The sequence below is a fragment of the Paenibacillus sp. FSL P4-0338 genome (assembly GCF_038002365.1).
In the GTDB taxonomy this organism is placed as follows: Bacteria; Bacillota; Bacilli; order Paenibacillales; family Paenibacillaceae; genus Paenibacillus_AQ.
This window is the reverse complement of the sequence record NZ_JBBOCG010000001.1, coordinates 1895382-1910312: the sequence shown is the minus strand read 5'-3', so window position 1 is coordinate 1910312 and position 14931 is coordinate 1895382. Positions and strand designations below refer to the sequence as shown.

Below are 14931 nucleotides of genomic sequence, written 5' to 3'. Positions count from 1 at the left end.
CCGCGCCTGTCCTGCCATGGATGGGTGCGGCCTGTTTGTGTTGGAAGGAAGTGACTTTAAATTCCCCTCACGGCTCCCCCACACGCCTTACCCCGTATCTCAAATAGTCCACCCCGGCAAAGACCACCGTAATCAGCAGCGGGTAGAGGATCGCCCAGCCTGTAAACGGGAACACAGCCAGTGTGGCGGCAAAAGAAATGAAGCTGATCGTTACGCCCGTACGGCTGCCGCGCAAGAGGCGGATTCCGGCGGCGCAGCCTCCGATATAGGTAAGAATGAAGGTGGCGTTGGGGAAAGTGATCAGCGTGGTTATCGAGAGTGCTCCGCTGCCGTAGAGCGACAATATCAAGGTGAAGCAGAGCGTTAGGAAGCCGATTGCCCCCACAGGCGTCTGATAACGACTCGATAAAAGGCCCATCCAGCCCGGAGCATAGCCTTGCCGGGACAAGGCATAAGCCACGCGTGAAGCTGCGCCTGCATAGGCAATGATTGTCGCCGTGCAGATGAAGAGACCGGTAAGCCCGGCGATGAAGCCACCCCATGCCCCCAGCGGCTGGCTGATGATCCAGAGCAGGGAGCTATCTGCCCCGCCGTGCAGATAGCTCTGCGTACCTACGGTAGCAAGTGCCGAGAGGAAATACAGGATGCCGACAATGATGGCCGCGATGGTTACACCCTTGACCGCAGCCCGTTCAGGGTCCTTGAACTCTTCGGACAGATGCGAAACAGCTTCCCAGCCGATGAAGCACCAAAAGAGGATAGCCGCCGCCTGCCCGACACTCATCCAGCCATGCGGCGCAAATGGAGTGAAGTGAGCACGCTCCATCCCCGGAAGCGCAGCGGCAAAAGAGAAGACCAGTACGGCAATAATTGCAATCACCACAGCGATCTGTACTTTACCGGCGACCTGCATACCAATCCAGTTCGTTAGAAGTCCAATCATCAGCATCCCGGCGGCAAGAGCGATTCTCGTCGGATCGCCCCAGCCCATCGCTGCCGTCATATATCCTGCACCAGTCAATGCGGCGACTGGCGCGCCGATCGGAACGGACATCAGGAAGAACCAGCCGACCAGGGCCCCGGCCTTCGGCCCGAAGGCTAGTGTAACGAAGTGGGAGACGCCCCCGGCGTTAGGGAACTTGGCAGAGAGCAGGCCCATGGATAAGGCAAGCGGAAGAATGAGTAAGGTCATGAAGCCCCAGGCCAGCAGCGAAGCAGGGCCAGCTATCTCGGCTGCCAGTCCGGGTACAATCAATACCCCCGAGCCAAGGACGGCTCCGATGTATAAGGCGATTGCCTGAGGCATGCCGATGGTACGCCCTAAAGAAGTGTGTTTCTTCATATGTATAATCCCGCTTTCCTTGTATTTAGTTATAGAGTATCAGATAATAGATCCATTGGAAAAACGGAATTATCAAATAACATCCATTCGAAAAACCGATGGATCAAAGGAGGTCCGCCATGGAATCTAAGCATCTGTTCACCTTTCTCGTTGTGGTAGAGACCGGCAGCTTCACCCGCGCTGCGCAGAAGCTGGATTATGCCCAGTCCAGCATTACCGCTCAGATACAGGCGCTGGAAGCAGAGCTGGGGCAACCCCTGTTCGACCGGATCAGCAAAAAGATTATGCTTACCGATGCAGGCCGCCGCCTGCTGCCATATGCTCAAGAAATCTCCAAAATGCACACGATGGCTGAGAATGCCCTCCGCTCTGACAGCGAAATTGCCGGTTCGCTGCGGATTGGCGCACCGGAATCCCTGGCGGCCTTCAGGCTTCCCGGCATTATTAAGGATTTCCGCAGCCGTTATCCGCAGGTGCAGATTACCCTGAAGCCGGGGGCCTGCTGGGAGCTGACCGAATTCATCCGCTCCGGGGAGCTGGATCTGGCCTTCCTGCTGCAGCCGGAAACAGAGTATAAGGATATGTACTGTGAGACGCTGATCCATGAAGCTATGGCTCTGGTGGCTCCGCTGGATCATCCGCTGCTGGAGCTTGCTGAAGTGGAGCCGCATCAGTTGAAGAACGTAACCATTCTGCATACCGAGGCGGGCTGCACCTACCGCACCTTGTTTGAACGTCATCTGAACAGCCACGGCGTCTTTCCTGATCCGAAGCTGGAGTTCTGGAGCATTGAAGCAATCAAGCAGTGCGTGATGGCCGGTCTCGGCCTCTCTTTTCTGCCGCAGATTACGGTGAAGCGCGAGCTGGCGGAAGGCAAGCTGGGCCGGCTGAACTGGAATGACCAGTCGCAGCGGGTAGCTACCCAGATCGCTTACCATAACAAGAAATGGAAGTCTCCTGCGCTCAGCGAGTTCCTCGGAATGGTAGAGAAGCATGCTGCCGGATGGAGAGAAGCTGCTGCGGAGGAATGATATAATAGTTGTACTTAAGAGGGAGGGGGACAGATCATGAACGAGCTGGAACTAACATACGAAGAAGAGCTGGAGGCTTTCCTGATCTGGATGAAGGATGCCGGTTATACAGCACACACCCAGAAATCCTACCTTGCCGATGTGCGGGAATTCTTGGACAGCCTGAACGGCAGGGAGCTGGGGACGGTCAAAAAGCTTCATGTGGTGTCCTACCTGACTTCGGTCCGTGAGCGGGGAGTCAGCGATTCCACCCGTAACCGCAAGCATGCCTCGGTCAACTGTCTGTTCAAGGCATTGTCGGAGCTGGAGCTGTTATCTATTAACCCGGCGGCAGGAATCAAGAAATCCAAGACCGACAAAAACCGTGAGCCGGTCTATCTGGAGGAGCAAGAGCTGGAGCGGTTCCTCTCGGCGGTTGACGGCAAGTACAGAAGCCGCAATCTGGCGGTCTTCCTCCTTATGTCCTACATGGGGTTGCGGGTAGGGGAAGTACATACGCTGAATTTGAGTGATTATAATGTAGACAGACGTTCCCTGCGGGTCTTCGGCAAAGGGCGCAAATGGCGGGGCATTCCGGTTCCGGAGGATGTAGCCCCTTATCTCGATCAGGCGATTGCCGACCGGCTGGTCCCTTGGCGCAGCCAAGAGGAGGCCATGTTCATCTCGCAGAAGGGCCGCAGACTGTCGATCCGGGGAATTCAAGGCATTGCTGCGGATACCTTCAGCCGCTTCCAGAGTGAACTGCCCTCTTCCCAGCAGCGTACCTATTCGAGCCATAAGCTGCGGCATTCATTTGCCACCATGCTGCTGCGAAAGGGTGCGGATCTGCGGACGGTGCAAGAGCTGCTGGGTCACTCGTCCATTCAGACAACTACAGTATATACGCATATCACGAGCCGGGAGAAGGAAGAGGCGATGTCCCGACTGCAAATCAGCAGCGCTGATAAGCTAAGCGGCAGCCTGTAATCTGCCTGTCCAGCATTCATATCACTTGAACTATGAACTTTTGTTCATACCCTAACGCATAAATTACATGGAATGTGCATTTTTAGGATGACAACTTGTCTATGAATTGCTACCATGAGAAAGGGAAAAACGGATTGTGAAATCAACCGCATAATCACTTTAGTCGCTTAACGCGTCTTCGCGGCTTGTAAATGCTTGGATGCTTGGATGTCAAAAAAAGGCCGCCAATCCTGCGGATTGGCGGCCGGCTTGTTTCGGCTGAAATTATAGCTCCAGCTTGGCAATTTCACTCTTGAGCTTGTCAGCGGACTGCTGGAATAAGCTCTGTTCTTCTTCGCTGAGCGGAAGATCCAGTACCTCACGCACCCCGGAGCGGTCCACAACACACGGAGCGCCGAGGAACACATCGGAGACGCCGTTGTAGTTGTTCAGCAATGTGGATACATTCAGAACGGAGCCTTCATTGTTCAGGATGGACGCTACAATGCGGTCCAGTGCGAGCGCGATGGCGTAGGAGGTCGATCCTTTGGCATCGATAATCTCGTAAGCGGCATTCTTCGTATCCTCGAAGATTTCTTTGCGTTCGGCTTCATCGAAGCCCAGATCAATCCCGGCGACATTGGCGAGACTCCAGACCGGCAGCTCGGAATCGCCATGCTCCCCGATGATCTGTCCATGAATGCTGCGCGGATCAATCTCCTTATGCTTTCCGATCAGGTACCGGAAGCGGGCGCTGTCCAGTACCGTTCCTGAGCCGATAACCCGTCTGCGGTCGAAGCCGCTGATCTTCAGGGTAGCGTATGACAGGATATCGACCGGATTAGTCGCAATCAGCAGGATCGCATGATGGTTGTATTTCGTGATTTTCTGAATGATATCTTTGAAGATCGAGATGTTCTTGCGGAGCAGGTCGATCCGGGTTTCACCAGGCTTCTGGGAGGCTCCGGCTGTGACGATAATAATGTCGGCTTCGCGGCAATCCTCATAGGTACCGGCCCATAGCTTCACGCCTCCTACAAAAGGCATACCATGGTTCATATCCAGCGCTTCACCAAGCGCCTTCTGGTGGTTCACATCGATCAGAACAAGCTCGGGCATGCGCTTACGCAGCAGCAGCGTATAGGCTGTAGTGGTTCCGACTGCACCGGTACCGATGACTACAACACGATTGGGCTTAAATGGGGCCATGGTTAAATCTCCTCCAGCATTTGTATTTTGGTAGTATAAGGAAGGCAGAGCCATTCCACTTGCTGTCCAATCTAATCCATCATAATCGCTAGGGATAGTGTTTTCAAGCTGTCCGCTTTTCATCCATTACCCGAAATAGGGTAAGCTAACAAAAGTTTTTCTATTATCCACTCAACCACTTGACAGGAGCGAACTGAAGTATGGATTTATTCCGCAAAAAACCGCTGGCCATTCCCCAGAATGCCGGAGCGGAGAAGCTTAGCAAGACACTGGGCGCCATGGATTTGACGATGCTTGGAGTAGGAGCCATCATCGGCACCGGGATCTTTGTAATGACGGGTGTGGCTGCTGCGGAGCATGCCGGCCCGGGACTGGTGCTGTCCTTCATCATCGCAGGGATTGCCTGTGTGTTGTCCGCCTTGTGCTACTCTGAATTTGCTTCGACACTGCCGGTATCCGGCAGTGCTTATGCTTACAGCTATGTGGCCTTTGGTGAATTACTAGCCTGGCTGCTCGGCTGGGATCTTGTACTGGAATACGGGGTTGCTGCCGCGGCGGTAAGCAGCGGATGGTCCGGTTATTTCCAAGGGCTGCTGGAGGGCTTCGGTATACATTTGCCGACAGCTTTGTCTGGAGCGTATAATGCGGATAAGGGAACGTTTATCAATCTGCCTGCCGTCATCATTATCCTGCTGATTTCCTATCTGCTGACACGGGGAGTTAAGGAGACAGCCCGTTTTAACGCAGTGATGGTTGTAATCAAGATTTCCGTGGTGCTGTTATTCATCATCACCGGTATTTTCTATGTGAAGCCGGAGAACTGGACGCCGTTCCTGCCGTTCGGGATTCATGGCGTGATGAACGGCGCGGCTACTGTGTTTTTTGCCTATATCGGCTTTGATGCCATTTCAACCGCCGCAGAAGAAGTTAAGCGTCCGCAGCGCGATCTTCCGATCGGGATTATCTCATCCCTTGCTATCTGTACAATCTTATATATCGCCGTATCCTTGGTTCTGACGGGTATTGTGCCTTATCAGAGCCTTAACGTCAGTGATCCGGTGTCATTTGCACTGCGTTTCGTCGGGCAGGATAAGATTGCCGGGCTGATCTCGATCGGAGCTATAGCCGGGATGACCACCGTACTGCTCGTTCTGCTATTCGGCCAGACCCGGCTATTGTTCGCGATCTCGCGTGACGGGCTGCTGCCGCAGAGCTTGTCCAAGGTTAGCGCCAAGACGCATACTCCGGTGCGCAGCACCTGGATGGTCGGCAGCCTGATCGCTGTGCTTACCGGCCTCGTTCCCCTGGACAGGCTGGCAAATTTGACGAGTATCGGTACCTTATTTGCCTTCCTGGTTGTGTCACTCGGGGTCATTATGCTCCGCCGGACGAAGACAGATCTCAAGAGAGGCTTCCGGGTTCCTTGGGTTCCGCTGGTTCCACTCCTTAGTGCGGCAGCCTGTGGCTACTTAATGTATAATCTCGGCAGAGAGACCTGGATTGGCTTCATCATCTGGGTTGCAATCGGGCTGGTCATCTACGCACTGTACGGCTATAGACGCAGTAATCTGAATACGAAGAAATAATCTTTTAAACAATCATTATTATAGAAGAAAAGGAGAGAGCGCATTGTCAGCCAAAGCTTCATATTCCAAGGTTCTAAGAGTGGCATTGATGCTTCTTATGGCTCTGCTGGTTCTCTCGGCCTGCTCGTCCGCCCCTAAACCGGAGGCTACCCGGCCTCCTCAGCCGACTGAAGCGCCGGAAGAAGGGCAGATGATTACGGTCATCACCCCGGATAACAAGAATGTGGAACCCGAAAATGCAAAGAAATATCAGATTCAGACGCGGCTGACAGACTTCCGGCTGCTCACCTCCTCGGCAGGACTGGCCTGGGGGGTAACGCGCAACGAGCTGCGAATGTACATGACGCTCAATAACGGCAAGACCTGGGCGAATATCTCACCAGCTACGAATGTACAGTTTCTGAACAATCCGGTCTACGGCAAAGAGATTTTCTTCACCGACCCCGAACATGGCTGGATTATCCGCAGTTCGTTCGGCTCCACCGAGACCGTGGTGCTGCGTACCACAGACGGGGGACACAGCTGGCAGATCTCTGCGTTCCCCGATTCCAACAAGCTGTCCTCCATATACTTCAGCTCTGGTCTGAACGGCTGGCTTATGACCAAGTGGGATGCTAGTGCCACCAAAGAGAGCAAAGCCTTGTATGCTACCAAGGATGGCGGAGCCACCTGGAGTCTGATGATGCAGAATGAGCAGTATAATCCGAATCTGCCGAGTAATTCGATTCCGCATGCCGGGGTCACGACCGGGATGATCTTTAATGATGAGAGCCGCGGGTTTGTTATGCTGCAGACTGGCGCTCTGCCCAAGATCTATATGACCAGGGATGGAGGGGCGACCTGGGTACCCGGTTCGGAATTCCTGGTCAATGATAGCTTTGCCGGATGTGACCGGGTGGTTACGGGTGTCCCTGAATTCTTCGGGGAGAATGCGGCCGGGGGCTGGATGCCGGTCGGCTGTCAGAAGGACAAAGAAGACAGTATGAGCTTTAACGGTTATTTTACCGCCAATGGGGGAGAGAATTGGAAGTTCACCACATTCGGGCGGCCGGTGCTCTCTGGGATGAACCGGAAGGTGGCACCCGACTTCCTGAATGCCATGACGGGCTGGTCGCTGGAAGGCAACCTGCTCTATAAGACGGTGAACCAGGGAGTGACCTGGACGGCCCTCCCGGCCAGCACGGTGCTGCAGTCCAAGCTCCTGGAGTATCCGGAGGTAGTGAAGCTGCAATTCATCTCAAGTGATGTAGGCTGGCTGCTGATCTCTAAGGAAGAAGACCGCAGGTCGATCCTGCTTCAGACCACCAATGGCGGCGAGAGCTGGCGTGTAATGTAATACTCTGCAAGAGGTTATCCGTTCTGACGGATAGCCTCTTTTTTTCACATTAAATCCGCTTAAAGTCCTCTACAATATAAGGAAAAATCTTATTTAAAATTTTCTTTAAAAATGTGAAAAAAATCACATGACAAACTCTGATTCCTGTGATATATTTAACACATAGAAAGCAAGTTCATTTTTTCACAAACTTTCAAACAAACCTTCAACCCGAATAGGAGAGATTACAATGACAACTTTTGAAACGGATTATATGACTAGAAACCTGATGCAACTGTGCTACAACTGCGATGACGCTCACCTGTGCCAGACTGAAGAACAATGCAAAGCCTGCTGGGCAGAGAACGGCATGATGCCGGAAGAAACGAACGAAACCAGACAACTGTTAGACCTCGTACATGCTTAATGTAACCGCCACTCGGGTATTATAGAAGGCCATTTAAGTTCCCGGCAGTACTGGAACCTGAATGGTCTTTTTGCAAATATAAGACCTTATATGTTTAACACGATAACTTATCCTTCTATTTCTCGCTGAAACGGTACCATCCTTTCAAAGGACGGCGAAGCCGTTTCTACTTGCGTTTCTACCGGTGCTGTCTTGCAGACAAGGGGCATATACATGTAGAGAAGCCTATAGGGGCAGGTGTGCTAACTACTTGGGAATAAGGGGGAAGAGACAATGGGAACGGGGAGTGATCCATCCTGGCTGTTCGATTTTACAGGAACGGTATTGCCGGTCTTTCTCGCTCTGGTCGTGGGGATCATCGCTGTGTCTGCTGGCCGGGGATTGCTTCAGTGGAGCCGGAACAACAAAGCCCCCCTGCAGTCCATTCCCGCCCGTATCGTGAGCAAGCGGACCGAAGTACGCCAACAGCAGTCCCAGGAGGATAGCCTCTCCAGCCGGACCAGCACCACCTACTATCTGACCTATGAAGCTGAAGATGGGGTGCGCAGAGAATTCAAGGTGGAGGGACAGGAATACGGGATGAGCGCTGAGGGGGATCAAGGTATACTGACCTATCAGGGCACACGGTATCATGGCTTTCAGCGGCGCCCTCATTACTCCACGGCGGAGTAGATAAGAAGATGGAAATGTAATATAGATGGTTATTGTGACCCCCTAGTTCCCGTTGTGGAGCAAGGGGGTTTTTGGCGTGTCGCCAACATAGGGACGGATGAGGAAGCGGCAGAAAATTGGGTGCAGACTGTCACCTCCTGGGCGAATACACATACAATACAGCGAGCAGCAAAAGAACAACGGAGAAAACAATAGTCTGCATAGCCTCACCCGTCAATGAAATGTATGCAAGGAGGAGAGCGCGTGGCTGTCATCAAAACAAACTCGGAGGACGTAAGAGTGCTTGCACGGCTGATGCGGGCAGAAGCTGAAGAGGATGGGGAGTCAGGCATGCTGATGGTCGGCAATGTCGGCGTGAACCGGATTCTCGGCAACTGTCTGGATTTCAACAACATCCGCAGTGTGAACGACATGGTGTACCAGAGCCCCGGGGGCTTCGAAGCCCCGCAAAAGGGATATTTCTATCAGCGGGCGCGGGAGGCTGATATCCGGCTGGCGAAACGAGCGATTAACGGGGAGCGAACCTGGCCGGCCTCGAATGCGCTCTGGTTCTTCCGCCCGGTCGGTGATTGCCCGGCGACCTGGTACAATCAGCAGAATACCGGACGCTACAAGGCCCACTGCTTCTTCACTCCGACACAGGGAGATTGTCCGGCAGTATACTAGGCAAGACAAGGCAATTATTACACTTTAGGAGGTATTCCGTACATGATCGTTCAACCGTACCGCCCAGTTCCTTATATGATGGGCAGCAATCCCGCAGGCAGCATGAACAATATGGATAACATGAACAACATGAATAACATGAGCAATATGAACAATATGAACAATATGAATAACATGGGACACATCGGGAATATGGGTAAAATGGGAAACATGGGAAACATGGGAAACATGGGAAACATGGGGAATATGGGCACCATGGCCGCCATGCCGCCTCAGGTAAGCAGCGGAAGTCCCATGATGCCCGGCGGCACGGTGGTCTCCACAGCTGCACCCGTGTTTGAACAGTCCTATGTGGAGAATATTTTCCGCCTGAATCTTGGCAAGGTGGGCACCTTCTATTTCACATATGAGAATAACAAGGACTGGAATGCCAAGGTCTACACCGGGGTGCTTGAAGCTGCGGGCCGTGACCACCTGATTATCAGCGACCGGGCTACCGGACAGCGGGTGGTGCTGCTGATGGTTAACTTTGATTACGCCACTTTCGAAGAGCCGCTTGTCTATCAATATCCGGGTGTAATCGGGAATCCGCTGGGAGTACGCAACTGCTAAACCGCTTTTCCGGGCATTTATCCATAGAATCATCCAAAAACGGCTGTCCGCCTTGGTTTGAAGGCGGTCAGCCGTTACTTATGCTCCCGTACGTACATATGCTGTATTTTTCGAGGGGACACGCATGCTTGCTGTTTCACCTAATATATTTATATAATGAAAGTATTATTTATAATCCGTGATTTTGTATAGGAGATGAGGGCATTGGGGAATTGATACGCAAGGGTTCTCTTAGCGTAATCGAGTCTGACATTTTGAGCAAACGAAGGAGGTGGGCCTATCCAGCCGTACAGATTACGGTGGATAGGAGTATAAATTGAGCGACCCTTTACCCGGTATATTACATGTAGGACTTATTATTTTGCTTGTGCTGCTTAACGGTTTTTTCGTTTCGGTGGAGTACGCGATGGTGAAGGTGCGCAGCGGGCGCATTGAATCGCTGATTGAGGAAGGCAGCAAGAGAGCGCTGGCGGCAAGGAACATTGTCCATAATCTGGATGGATTTCTGTCGGCCTGCCAGCTTGGGGTAACCCTTGCTTCACTTGCACTGGGCTGGCTGGGAGAACCGGCCGTGGCCACGATTGTGGGGCCGCTGGTCAGAGGTCTGGGCTTTGATGAAACGACCGTATTTGTCATCTCCCTGATTATTGCCTTCATGTTCATCACGGTTCTCCATATCGTACTCGGCGAGCTTGCACCGAAGACCATTGCTGTGAATAAGGCTGAGGCGGTGCTTCTGTTAACTGCGGGACCGATGAATGTGTTCTACCGGATCATGTTTCCATTCATCTGGGTGGTTAACGGGCTTGCCCGGGGACTGCTGAGGATCTTCCGTCTGACACCGGCTTCCGAGCTGGCTACTGCGCATACGGAGGAAGAAATCCGCATTCTGATGCAGGAGAGTAACAAAAGCGGCTTGATCGACAACACAGAAATGACACTGGTGGATAATATTTTTGGATTTGCCGACACGATGGCCCGGGAGATTATGATTCCGCGTACCGAGATGATCTGTCTGAACACGCATCTGGAGACGGAGGAGAATCTGGAGATTGCCTTCGATGGCATGAGAACCCGTTATCCGGTCTGTGACGGTGACAAGGACCATATTCTTGGTTTCATTCATATCAAGGATATGATTCGGGAGAAGGCACCGAGCTATAATGAACTGATCCGTCCGATATTGACGGTACCGGAATCGATTCAGATCAGCAGCCTCCTGAAGGTCATGCAGCGTGCCAAGACCCAGATCGCCATTCTTATTGATGAATACGGCGGTACCTCGGGGATGGTTACACTGGAGGATATTATGGAAGAGATTGTCGGTGAGATTCAGGATGAGTTCGACGAGGAGCGGCCCGGCATTGAGCAGCTGGGAGAGGATGAGTTCTCTTTAGACGGACTGATGCTGATTGAAGAGATTAACGACAAGCTCGGAATCCATATGGAGACTGATGATTATGATACGATCGGCGGCTGGCTGTATTCCAAGCTGGAGGTCAATCCGCCGCAAAAGGGCCAGTCTATTGAGTTCGACAATCATTTATTCGTGGTCGAAGAAACCGATAATAAGCGGATTTCCCGGATTAAGCTGCTGAAGCTGCAGTTATTGACGGAAGAAGCCGGAGCATAAGCTGTTGCATATACTATAAGCATGGCGCTACTACAGCGCTGTGCTTTTTTGTCATTATAAGGTTCTTTGTCATTATATGGATGAATGGTTCTGGCGTTATTGCGATTCGGCTGGATTTAAGGCGGGTAAGGGAGTGTAAATACATGTAATATATCCGACTCAAGAAAGGGGCGGGAGCGTTGGAGCATCCTTTGAACACTTACAATGATCTGCTTGTCCTCTTGTCGGTTGCGGTAGCCTTTCTCTCCTGCTTCACGGCGCTCGATCTGACGGAACGCCTGCTTCGCGGCCAGCGGAGCTCCCGGTTCATTCTACTCATCTCGCTGGTGCTTGGCACAGGCCTGTGGAGCATGCATTTCATCGGGATGCGGGCAATGGAAATGGGCGTTCCGGTATCGTATAATCTGCCTCTGCTGGCGTTCTCTCTAGTGATCCCCATCGCAGCTTCTTATATGCTGTTAGTTATGCTGAATAACCCGCACACCCGCAGCAGGGTCTATCTGGCTCTGGGCGGCCTCTTGTTCAGCAGCGGCATCCTGATTATGCATTTCAGCGGCATTCTGTCGATGAGACTTACGGCAACGTATGAGCAAGGCGCCTTCTCTATTACACTGGCGGTGTTGTTCGCCCTGATCGTCCCGGTGGTCACCGCATCCTATGATCCGAAGTGGCTGGAGCAGGCCTACAATATGTTCAGCTTCAAAAAACTGCTGCTTGTCCTGACCCTGACCGGCGCGTTCACAGGCATCCATTACGCTGCCATGGCGGGCGCTTCATTCCCGATAAGAGAACAGACCAGTGCTGCCGGACAAGTGCTCTATTTGCAGGATTCCATACTGGGAATGATTCTCTGCGGCTCTTTCCTGTTCATTGTGTCGATCGTCCTTGCTCTGCTGTACAGGGACCGGCAGCGGATACTCCAGTCAGCAGCTTTTAATGAGCAGCGGTATACTGCGCTGTTTGAGCATAACCCTGATATGGTGATCTGTATTGATCCTGCACGCAAGAAGATTATCAGTGCTAATCCTGCTCTGCGGGACATTACCGGATATAGCAGAGAGGAACTGGGGAATTATAAGGCGATACTGTACAGCGAACGGGATGAAGCGGCTGTTCGGGATGCCGTAACACGTGCGTCACGGGGCCAGTCCTCTAAGCTTGAGCTGAAGGTCCGGAGCAAAGGCGGGGAGCAGCTGATTTGCAGTGTCACCGTCTTTCCTTTGCTGCATCATACGGAGCAGTGGGTCTATATTGTGGCCGAGGATGTGACAGCCCTTATGAAGTATCAGTATGAGCTGCTGGAGGCCAGGGATGCCGCGGAGAGTGCTGTGACGATGAAGAGCGAGTTCCTTGCCACCATGAGCCATGAGATTCGCACACCGCTGAACGGCATTATCGGTGTCAACCAGCTGCTGGCCGAGGATATCAGCAATCCCGAGCATCTGGAGCTCCTGCGGCTTCAGAGTACAAGCAGCCACGCTCTGCTGCATGTGATGAGCGATATTCTCGATATCTCCCGGCTGGAGGCGGATAGTCTCTCGTTGACCAAGGATACATTCGGGCTGAAGGCGCTTCTCCAGGGCTGTATGGATCTGTTCGTGGTGAGCACGCAAGACAAGCCGTTATCCCTGGAGCTTGTGATCGAAGAGGGGCTTCCCGACAAGTTCACCGGGGATGCTGCGCGTATCCGCCAGATTCTGATCAATCTGATCGGCAATGCGGTGAAATTCACGCCATCCGGCACGGTAACGGTTAAGGTGGAGTCCTATGGCGTCAGGGAGACCGCTCAGGCGCTGCAATTCATGGTGCGCGACACCGGCATTGGCATCTCCCCGGATAAGCTGCAGCTGCTCTTCCAGTCCTTCTCGCAGGTGGACGCGTCGCATACCCGCAAATACCCCGGAACGGGTCTGGGCCTTGCGATCTGCAAGAAGCTTGTAGACCTGATGCAAGGAGAGATCTGGGCAGAACCGGCAGAGGGAGGCGGTACACAATTCTTCTTCAGAATTAAGCTGCAGTCGCAGGAGCATTCCCCGGAGGTATTCTTCGGCAAGGATACAGGGGGCGGGGAGTCAGCAGAGGAGAACGAAGCCGTATAAGCAGCGATTGCCAACAAGAGAGTTAACATTATATAATTTGAAAGTAACTATTCTTTTATCACGACAGTCCTGAGGACGGAAAGGAACTCTCTTTGAGCAAAACAAAAAAGAACAATGTCATGGCTCCCCAAATGAGCAAGCAGGAGAAGCGCAGGGCAGAGCAGGAACAGCAGAAGCAGAAAACGAGAATTCTGATCGTGAGTACGGTGGCTATCGTCGTTATTATTTTTGTAGGCTTATTCATACTTGCTTCGAAGGACTCTTCTCCTGCCGGTACAGACAGTAAGCCGGTTGCCTTCAATTACAGCGAAATGATGCGGCTTGGCAAGGAGGATGCTCCGGTTAAAATTGTGGAATTCGGCGATTTCAAATGTCCGGCTTGCGCCCAGTTCACCGGTGTGATCAAACCGCAGATCGTTCAGGGTTATGTAGATCAGAATAAAGCAGCCTTCTATTTCGTGAATCTGGCCTTCATCGGCAAGGATTCCAGAACGGCCTCCCTGGCAGCGCTATCGGTGTATCATCAGAACCAGGAAGCGTTCTGGAAATACTTCGATGCGATCTATGCCAACCAGGGGAATGAAGACAAGGAGTGGGCTACGCCTGACTTCATGGTGAGTCTCGCCAAGCAGCTGGAGCTGCCGGTCGATTATGACCTGCTGCGCAAGGATATTGACGACCGCACCTATGCGAAGGAGCTGGACCGGGATATTCAGCTTGGCACGGATGCGGGCGTAACGAATACACCTTCCTTGTTCGTGAACGGCATCAAGGTGAAGGAGCCTTTCAATATGGAGGAGATTGACGCTCAGATTCAAGCAGCTACAGCAGCAGCGGGAGCTGCCCAATGACAGCCTTCTCTGCCTTCTGCCGGCGAAATTGTCTCTACTTGGCCTGGTTCGTCTGTGTGGTGGCTGTAGCGGGAAGCCTGTATCTCAGTGAGGTCCTGCATTACGAGCCGTGCAAGCTGTGCTGGTTCCAGCGGATCTTCATGTACCCGCAGCTGTTCTTGCTGGGGATCGCCACCTACCGGGCGGACAAGCGGATCATTCCTTATGTGCTTCCCCTTAGTCTGATCGGCGGCTGTATCTCTATTTATCATTATGCAGAGCAGAAAATTCCGGCGCTCAGCAAGGTGCTTCCCTGCACCATCGGCGTACCGTGCAACAAGGATTATCTGAATTGGTTCGGATTTGTTACGATCCCTCTGCTTGCACTTATAGCCTTTGTCTTAATCTCCATTCTGCTCTGGACAGGACGGAAAGAGGAGCCTGCAGAGTAAGAAGCTGACGGGCAGAAGGAAGAGAAGAGAATCCCCTTAATTTTAGCGAAAAATAATATACAAAAACCCTGTAAAATCACGTGTTAAAGGGATAATGAAAGAGAATGAAAGA

The 14931-nt window shown here is 52.5% G+C and carries 14 protein-coding genes; 12 read left to right on the top strand and 2 right to left on the bottom strand.

Going from position 1 to position 14931, the window contains the following annotated elements:
• Positions 1-67 precede the first annotated feature (67 nt).
• Positions 68-1342: an APC family permease gene (locus MKZ07_RS08315; RefSeq protein WP_341025514.1), complete on the bottom strand. Its 1275-nt coding sequence runs from the start codon at positions 1340-1342 to the stop codon at positions 68-70.
• A 119-nt stretch (positions 1343-1461) separates the two neighbouring features.
• Between MKZ07_RS08315 and MKZ07_RS08310 the strand changes: the two genes are divergently transcribed.
• Both MKZ07_RS08310 and MKZ07_RS08305 read left to right on the top strand, forming a co-directional pair.
• The gene (locus MKZ07_RS08310) at positions 1462-2373 is read left to right on the top strand and encodes a LysR family transcriptional regulator (RefSeq protein ID WP_076158094.1); all 912 of its coding nucleotides are present in this window, start codon (positions 1462-1464) and stop codon (positions 2371-2373) included.
• Positions 2374-2409: 36 nt separating this feature from the next.
• Positions 2410-3339 carry a tyrosine-type recombinase/integrase gene (locus MKZ07_RS08305; protein WP_051493539.1) on the top strand — a complete coding sequence of 310 codons (930 nt, stop codon included), beginning with the start codon at positions 2410-2412 and terminating at the stop codon, positions 3337-3339.
• 264 nt (positions 3340-3603) lie between these two features.
• Here MKZ07_RS08305 and MKZ07_RS08300 read toward each other — a convergent pair whose 3' ends face one another.
• Complete coding sequence (locus MKZ07_RS08300; protein ID WP_036695389.1) at positions 3604-4527, bottom strand: L-lactate dehydrogenase; 924 nt, start codon at positions 4525-4527, stop codon at positions 3604-3606.
• A 200-nt stretch (positions 4528-4727) separates the two neighbouring features.
• Between MKZ07_RS08300 and MKZ07_RS08295 the strand changes: the two genes are divergently transcribed.
• The 10 genes from MKZ07_RS08295 (at position 4728) to MKZ07_RS08250 (ending at position 14819) form a co-directional block, all read left to right on the top strand.
• On the top strand, positions 4728-6113 hold the full coding sequence (locus tag MKZ07_RS08295) for an APC family permease (protein ID WP_036695388.1): 1386 nt from the start codon (positions 4728-4730) through the stop codon (positions 6111-6113).
• 43 nt (positions 6114-6156) lie between these two features.
• Complete coding sequence (locus MKZ07_RS08290) at positions 6157-7449, top strand: WD40/YVTN/BNR-like repeat-containing protein (RefSeq protein WP_051493537.1); 1293 nt, start codon at positions 6157-6159, stop codon at positions 7447-7449.
• A 229-nt stretch (positions 7450-7678) separates the two neighbouring features.
• Complete coding sequence (locus MKZ07_RS08285; protein ID WP_179090460.1) at positions 7679-7855, top strand: hypothetical protein; 177 nt, start codon at positions 7679-7681, stop codon at positions 7853-7855.
• A gap of 273 nt (positions 7856-8128) precedes the next feature.
• Positions 8129-8527 carry a DUF2500 domain-containing protein gene (locus MKZ07_RS08280; RefSeq protein ID WP_036695387.1) on the top strand — a complete coding sequence of 133 codons (399 nt, stop codon included), beginning with the start codon at positions 8129-8131 and terminating at the stop codon, positions 8525-8527.
• Positions 8528-8770: 243 nt separating this feature from the next.
• Positions 8771-9193 (top strand): cell wall hydrolase, encoded by a 423-nt coding sequence (locus tag MKZ07_RS08275; RefSeq protein WP_036695386.1) that lies wholly within the window; start codon positions 8771-8773, stop codon positions 9191-9193.
• A 210-nt stretch (positions 9194-9403) separates the two neighbouring features.
• Positions 9404-9805: a spore coat protein GerQ gene (gene gerQ / locus MKZ07_RS08270; RefSeq protein ID WP_235218446.1), complete on the top strand. Its 402-nt coding sequence runs from the start codon at positions 9404-9406 to the stop codon at positions 9803-9805.
• 316 nt (positions 9806-10121) lie between these two features.
• Positions 10122-11438, top strand: a complete 1317-nt coding sequence (locus MKZ07_RS08265) for a hemolysin family protein (RefSeq protein WP_036695384.1) — start codon at positions 10122-10124, stop codon at positions 11436-11438.
• Between the two features lie 179 nt (positions 11439-11617).
• On the top strand, positions 11618-13537 hold the full coding sequence (locus MKZ07_RS08260; RefSeq protein WP_341025512.1) for an ATP-binding protein: 1920 nt from the start codon (positions 11618-11620) through the stop codon (positions 13535-13537).
• Positions 13538-13629: 92 nt separating this feature from the next.
• Positions 13630-14388 carry a DsbA family protein gene (locus MKZ07_RS08255; protein ID WP_051493533.1) on the top strand — a complete coding sequence of 253 codons (759 nt, stop codon included), beginning with the start codon at positions 13630-13632 and terminating at the stop codon, positions 14386-14388.
• Positions 14385-14819, top strand: coding sequence for a disulfide oxidoreductase (locus MKZ07_RS08250; protein WP_036695382.1), 435 nt, complete (start codon positions 14385-14387; stop codon positions 14817-14819). The genes MKZ07_RS08255 and MKZ07_RS08250 overlap by 4 nt, the downstream gene beginning before the upstream one ends.
• Positions 14820-14931: the final 112 nt, after the last annotated feature.

What these genes read in the sequence shown, in the direction of transcription:
- MKZ07_RS08285 (WP_179090460.1), top strand. Translation starts at nt 7,679, where the DNA reads ATGACAACTTTTGAAACGGATTATATGACTAGAAACCTGATGCAACTG.
- MKZ07_RS08295 (WP_036695388.1), top strand. Translation starts at nt 4,728, where the DNA reads ATGGATTTATTCCGCAAAAAACCGCTGGCCATTCCCCAGAATGCCGGA.
- gerQ (WP_235218446.1), top strand. Translation starts at nt 9,404, where the DNA reads ATGGGAAACATGGGAAACATGGGAAACATGGGGAATATGGGCACCATG.
- MKZ07_RS08305 (WP_051493539.1), top strand. Translation starts at nt 2,410, where the DNA reads ATGAACGAGCTGGAACTAACATACGAAGAAGAGCTGGAGGCTTTCCTG.
- MKZ07_RS08310 (WP_076158094.1), top strand. Translation starts at nt 1,462, where the DNA reads ATGGAATCTAAGCATCTGTTCACCTTTCTCGTTGTGGTAGAGACCGGC.
- MKZ07_RS08280 (WP_036695387.1), top strand. Translation starts at nt 8,129, where the DNA reads ATGGGAACGGGGAGTGATCCATCCTGGCTGTTCGATTTTACAGGAACG.
- MKZ07_RS08250 (WP_036695382.1), top strand. Translation starts at nt 14,385, where the DNA reads ATGACAGCCTTCTCTGCCTTCTGCCGGCGAAATTGTCTCTACTTGGCC.
- MKZ07_RS08315 (WP_341025514.1), bottom strand. Translation starts at nt 1,342, where the DNA reads ATGAAGAAACACACTTCTTTAGGGCGTACCATCGGCATGCCTCAGGCA.
- MKZ07_RS08300 (WP_036695389.1), bottom strand. Translation starts at nt 4,527, where the DNA reads ATGGCCCCATTTAAGCCCAATCGTGTTGTAGTCATCGGTACCGGTGCA.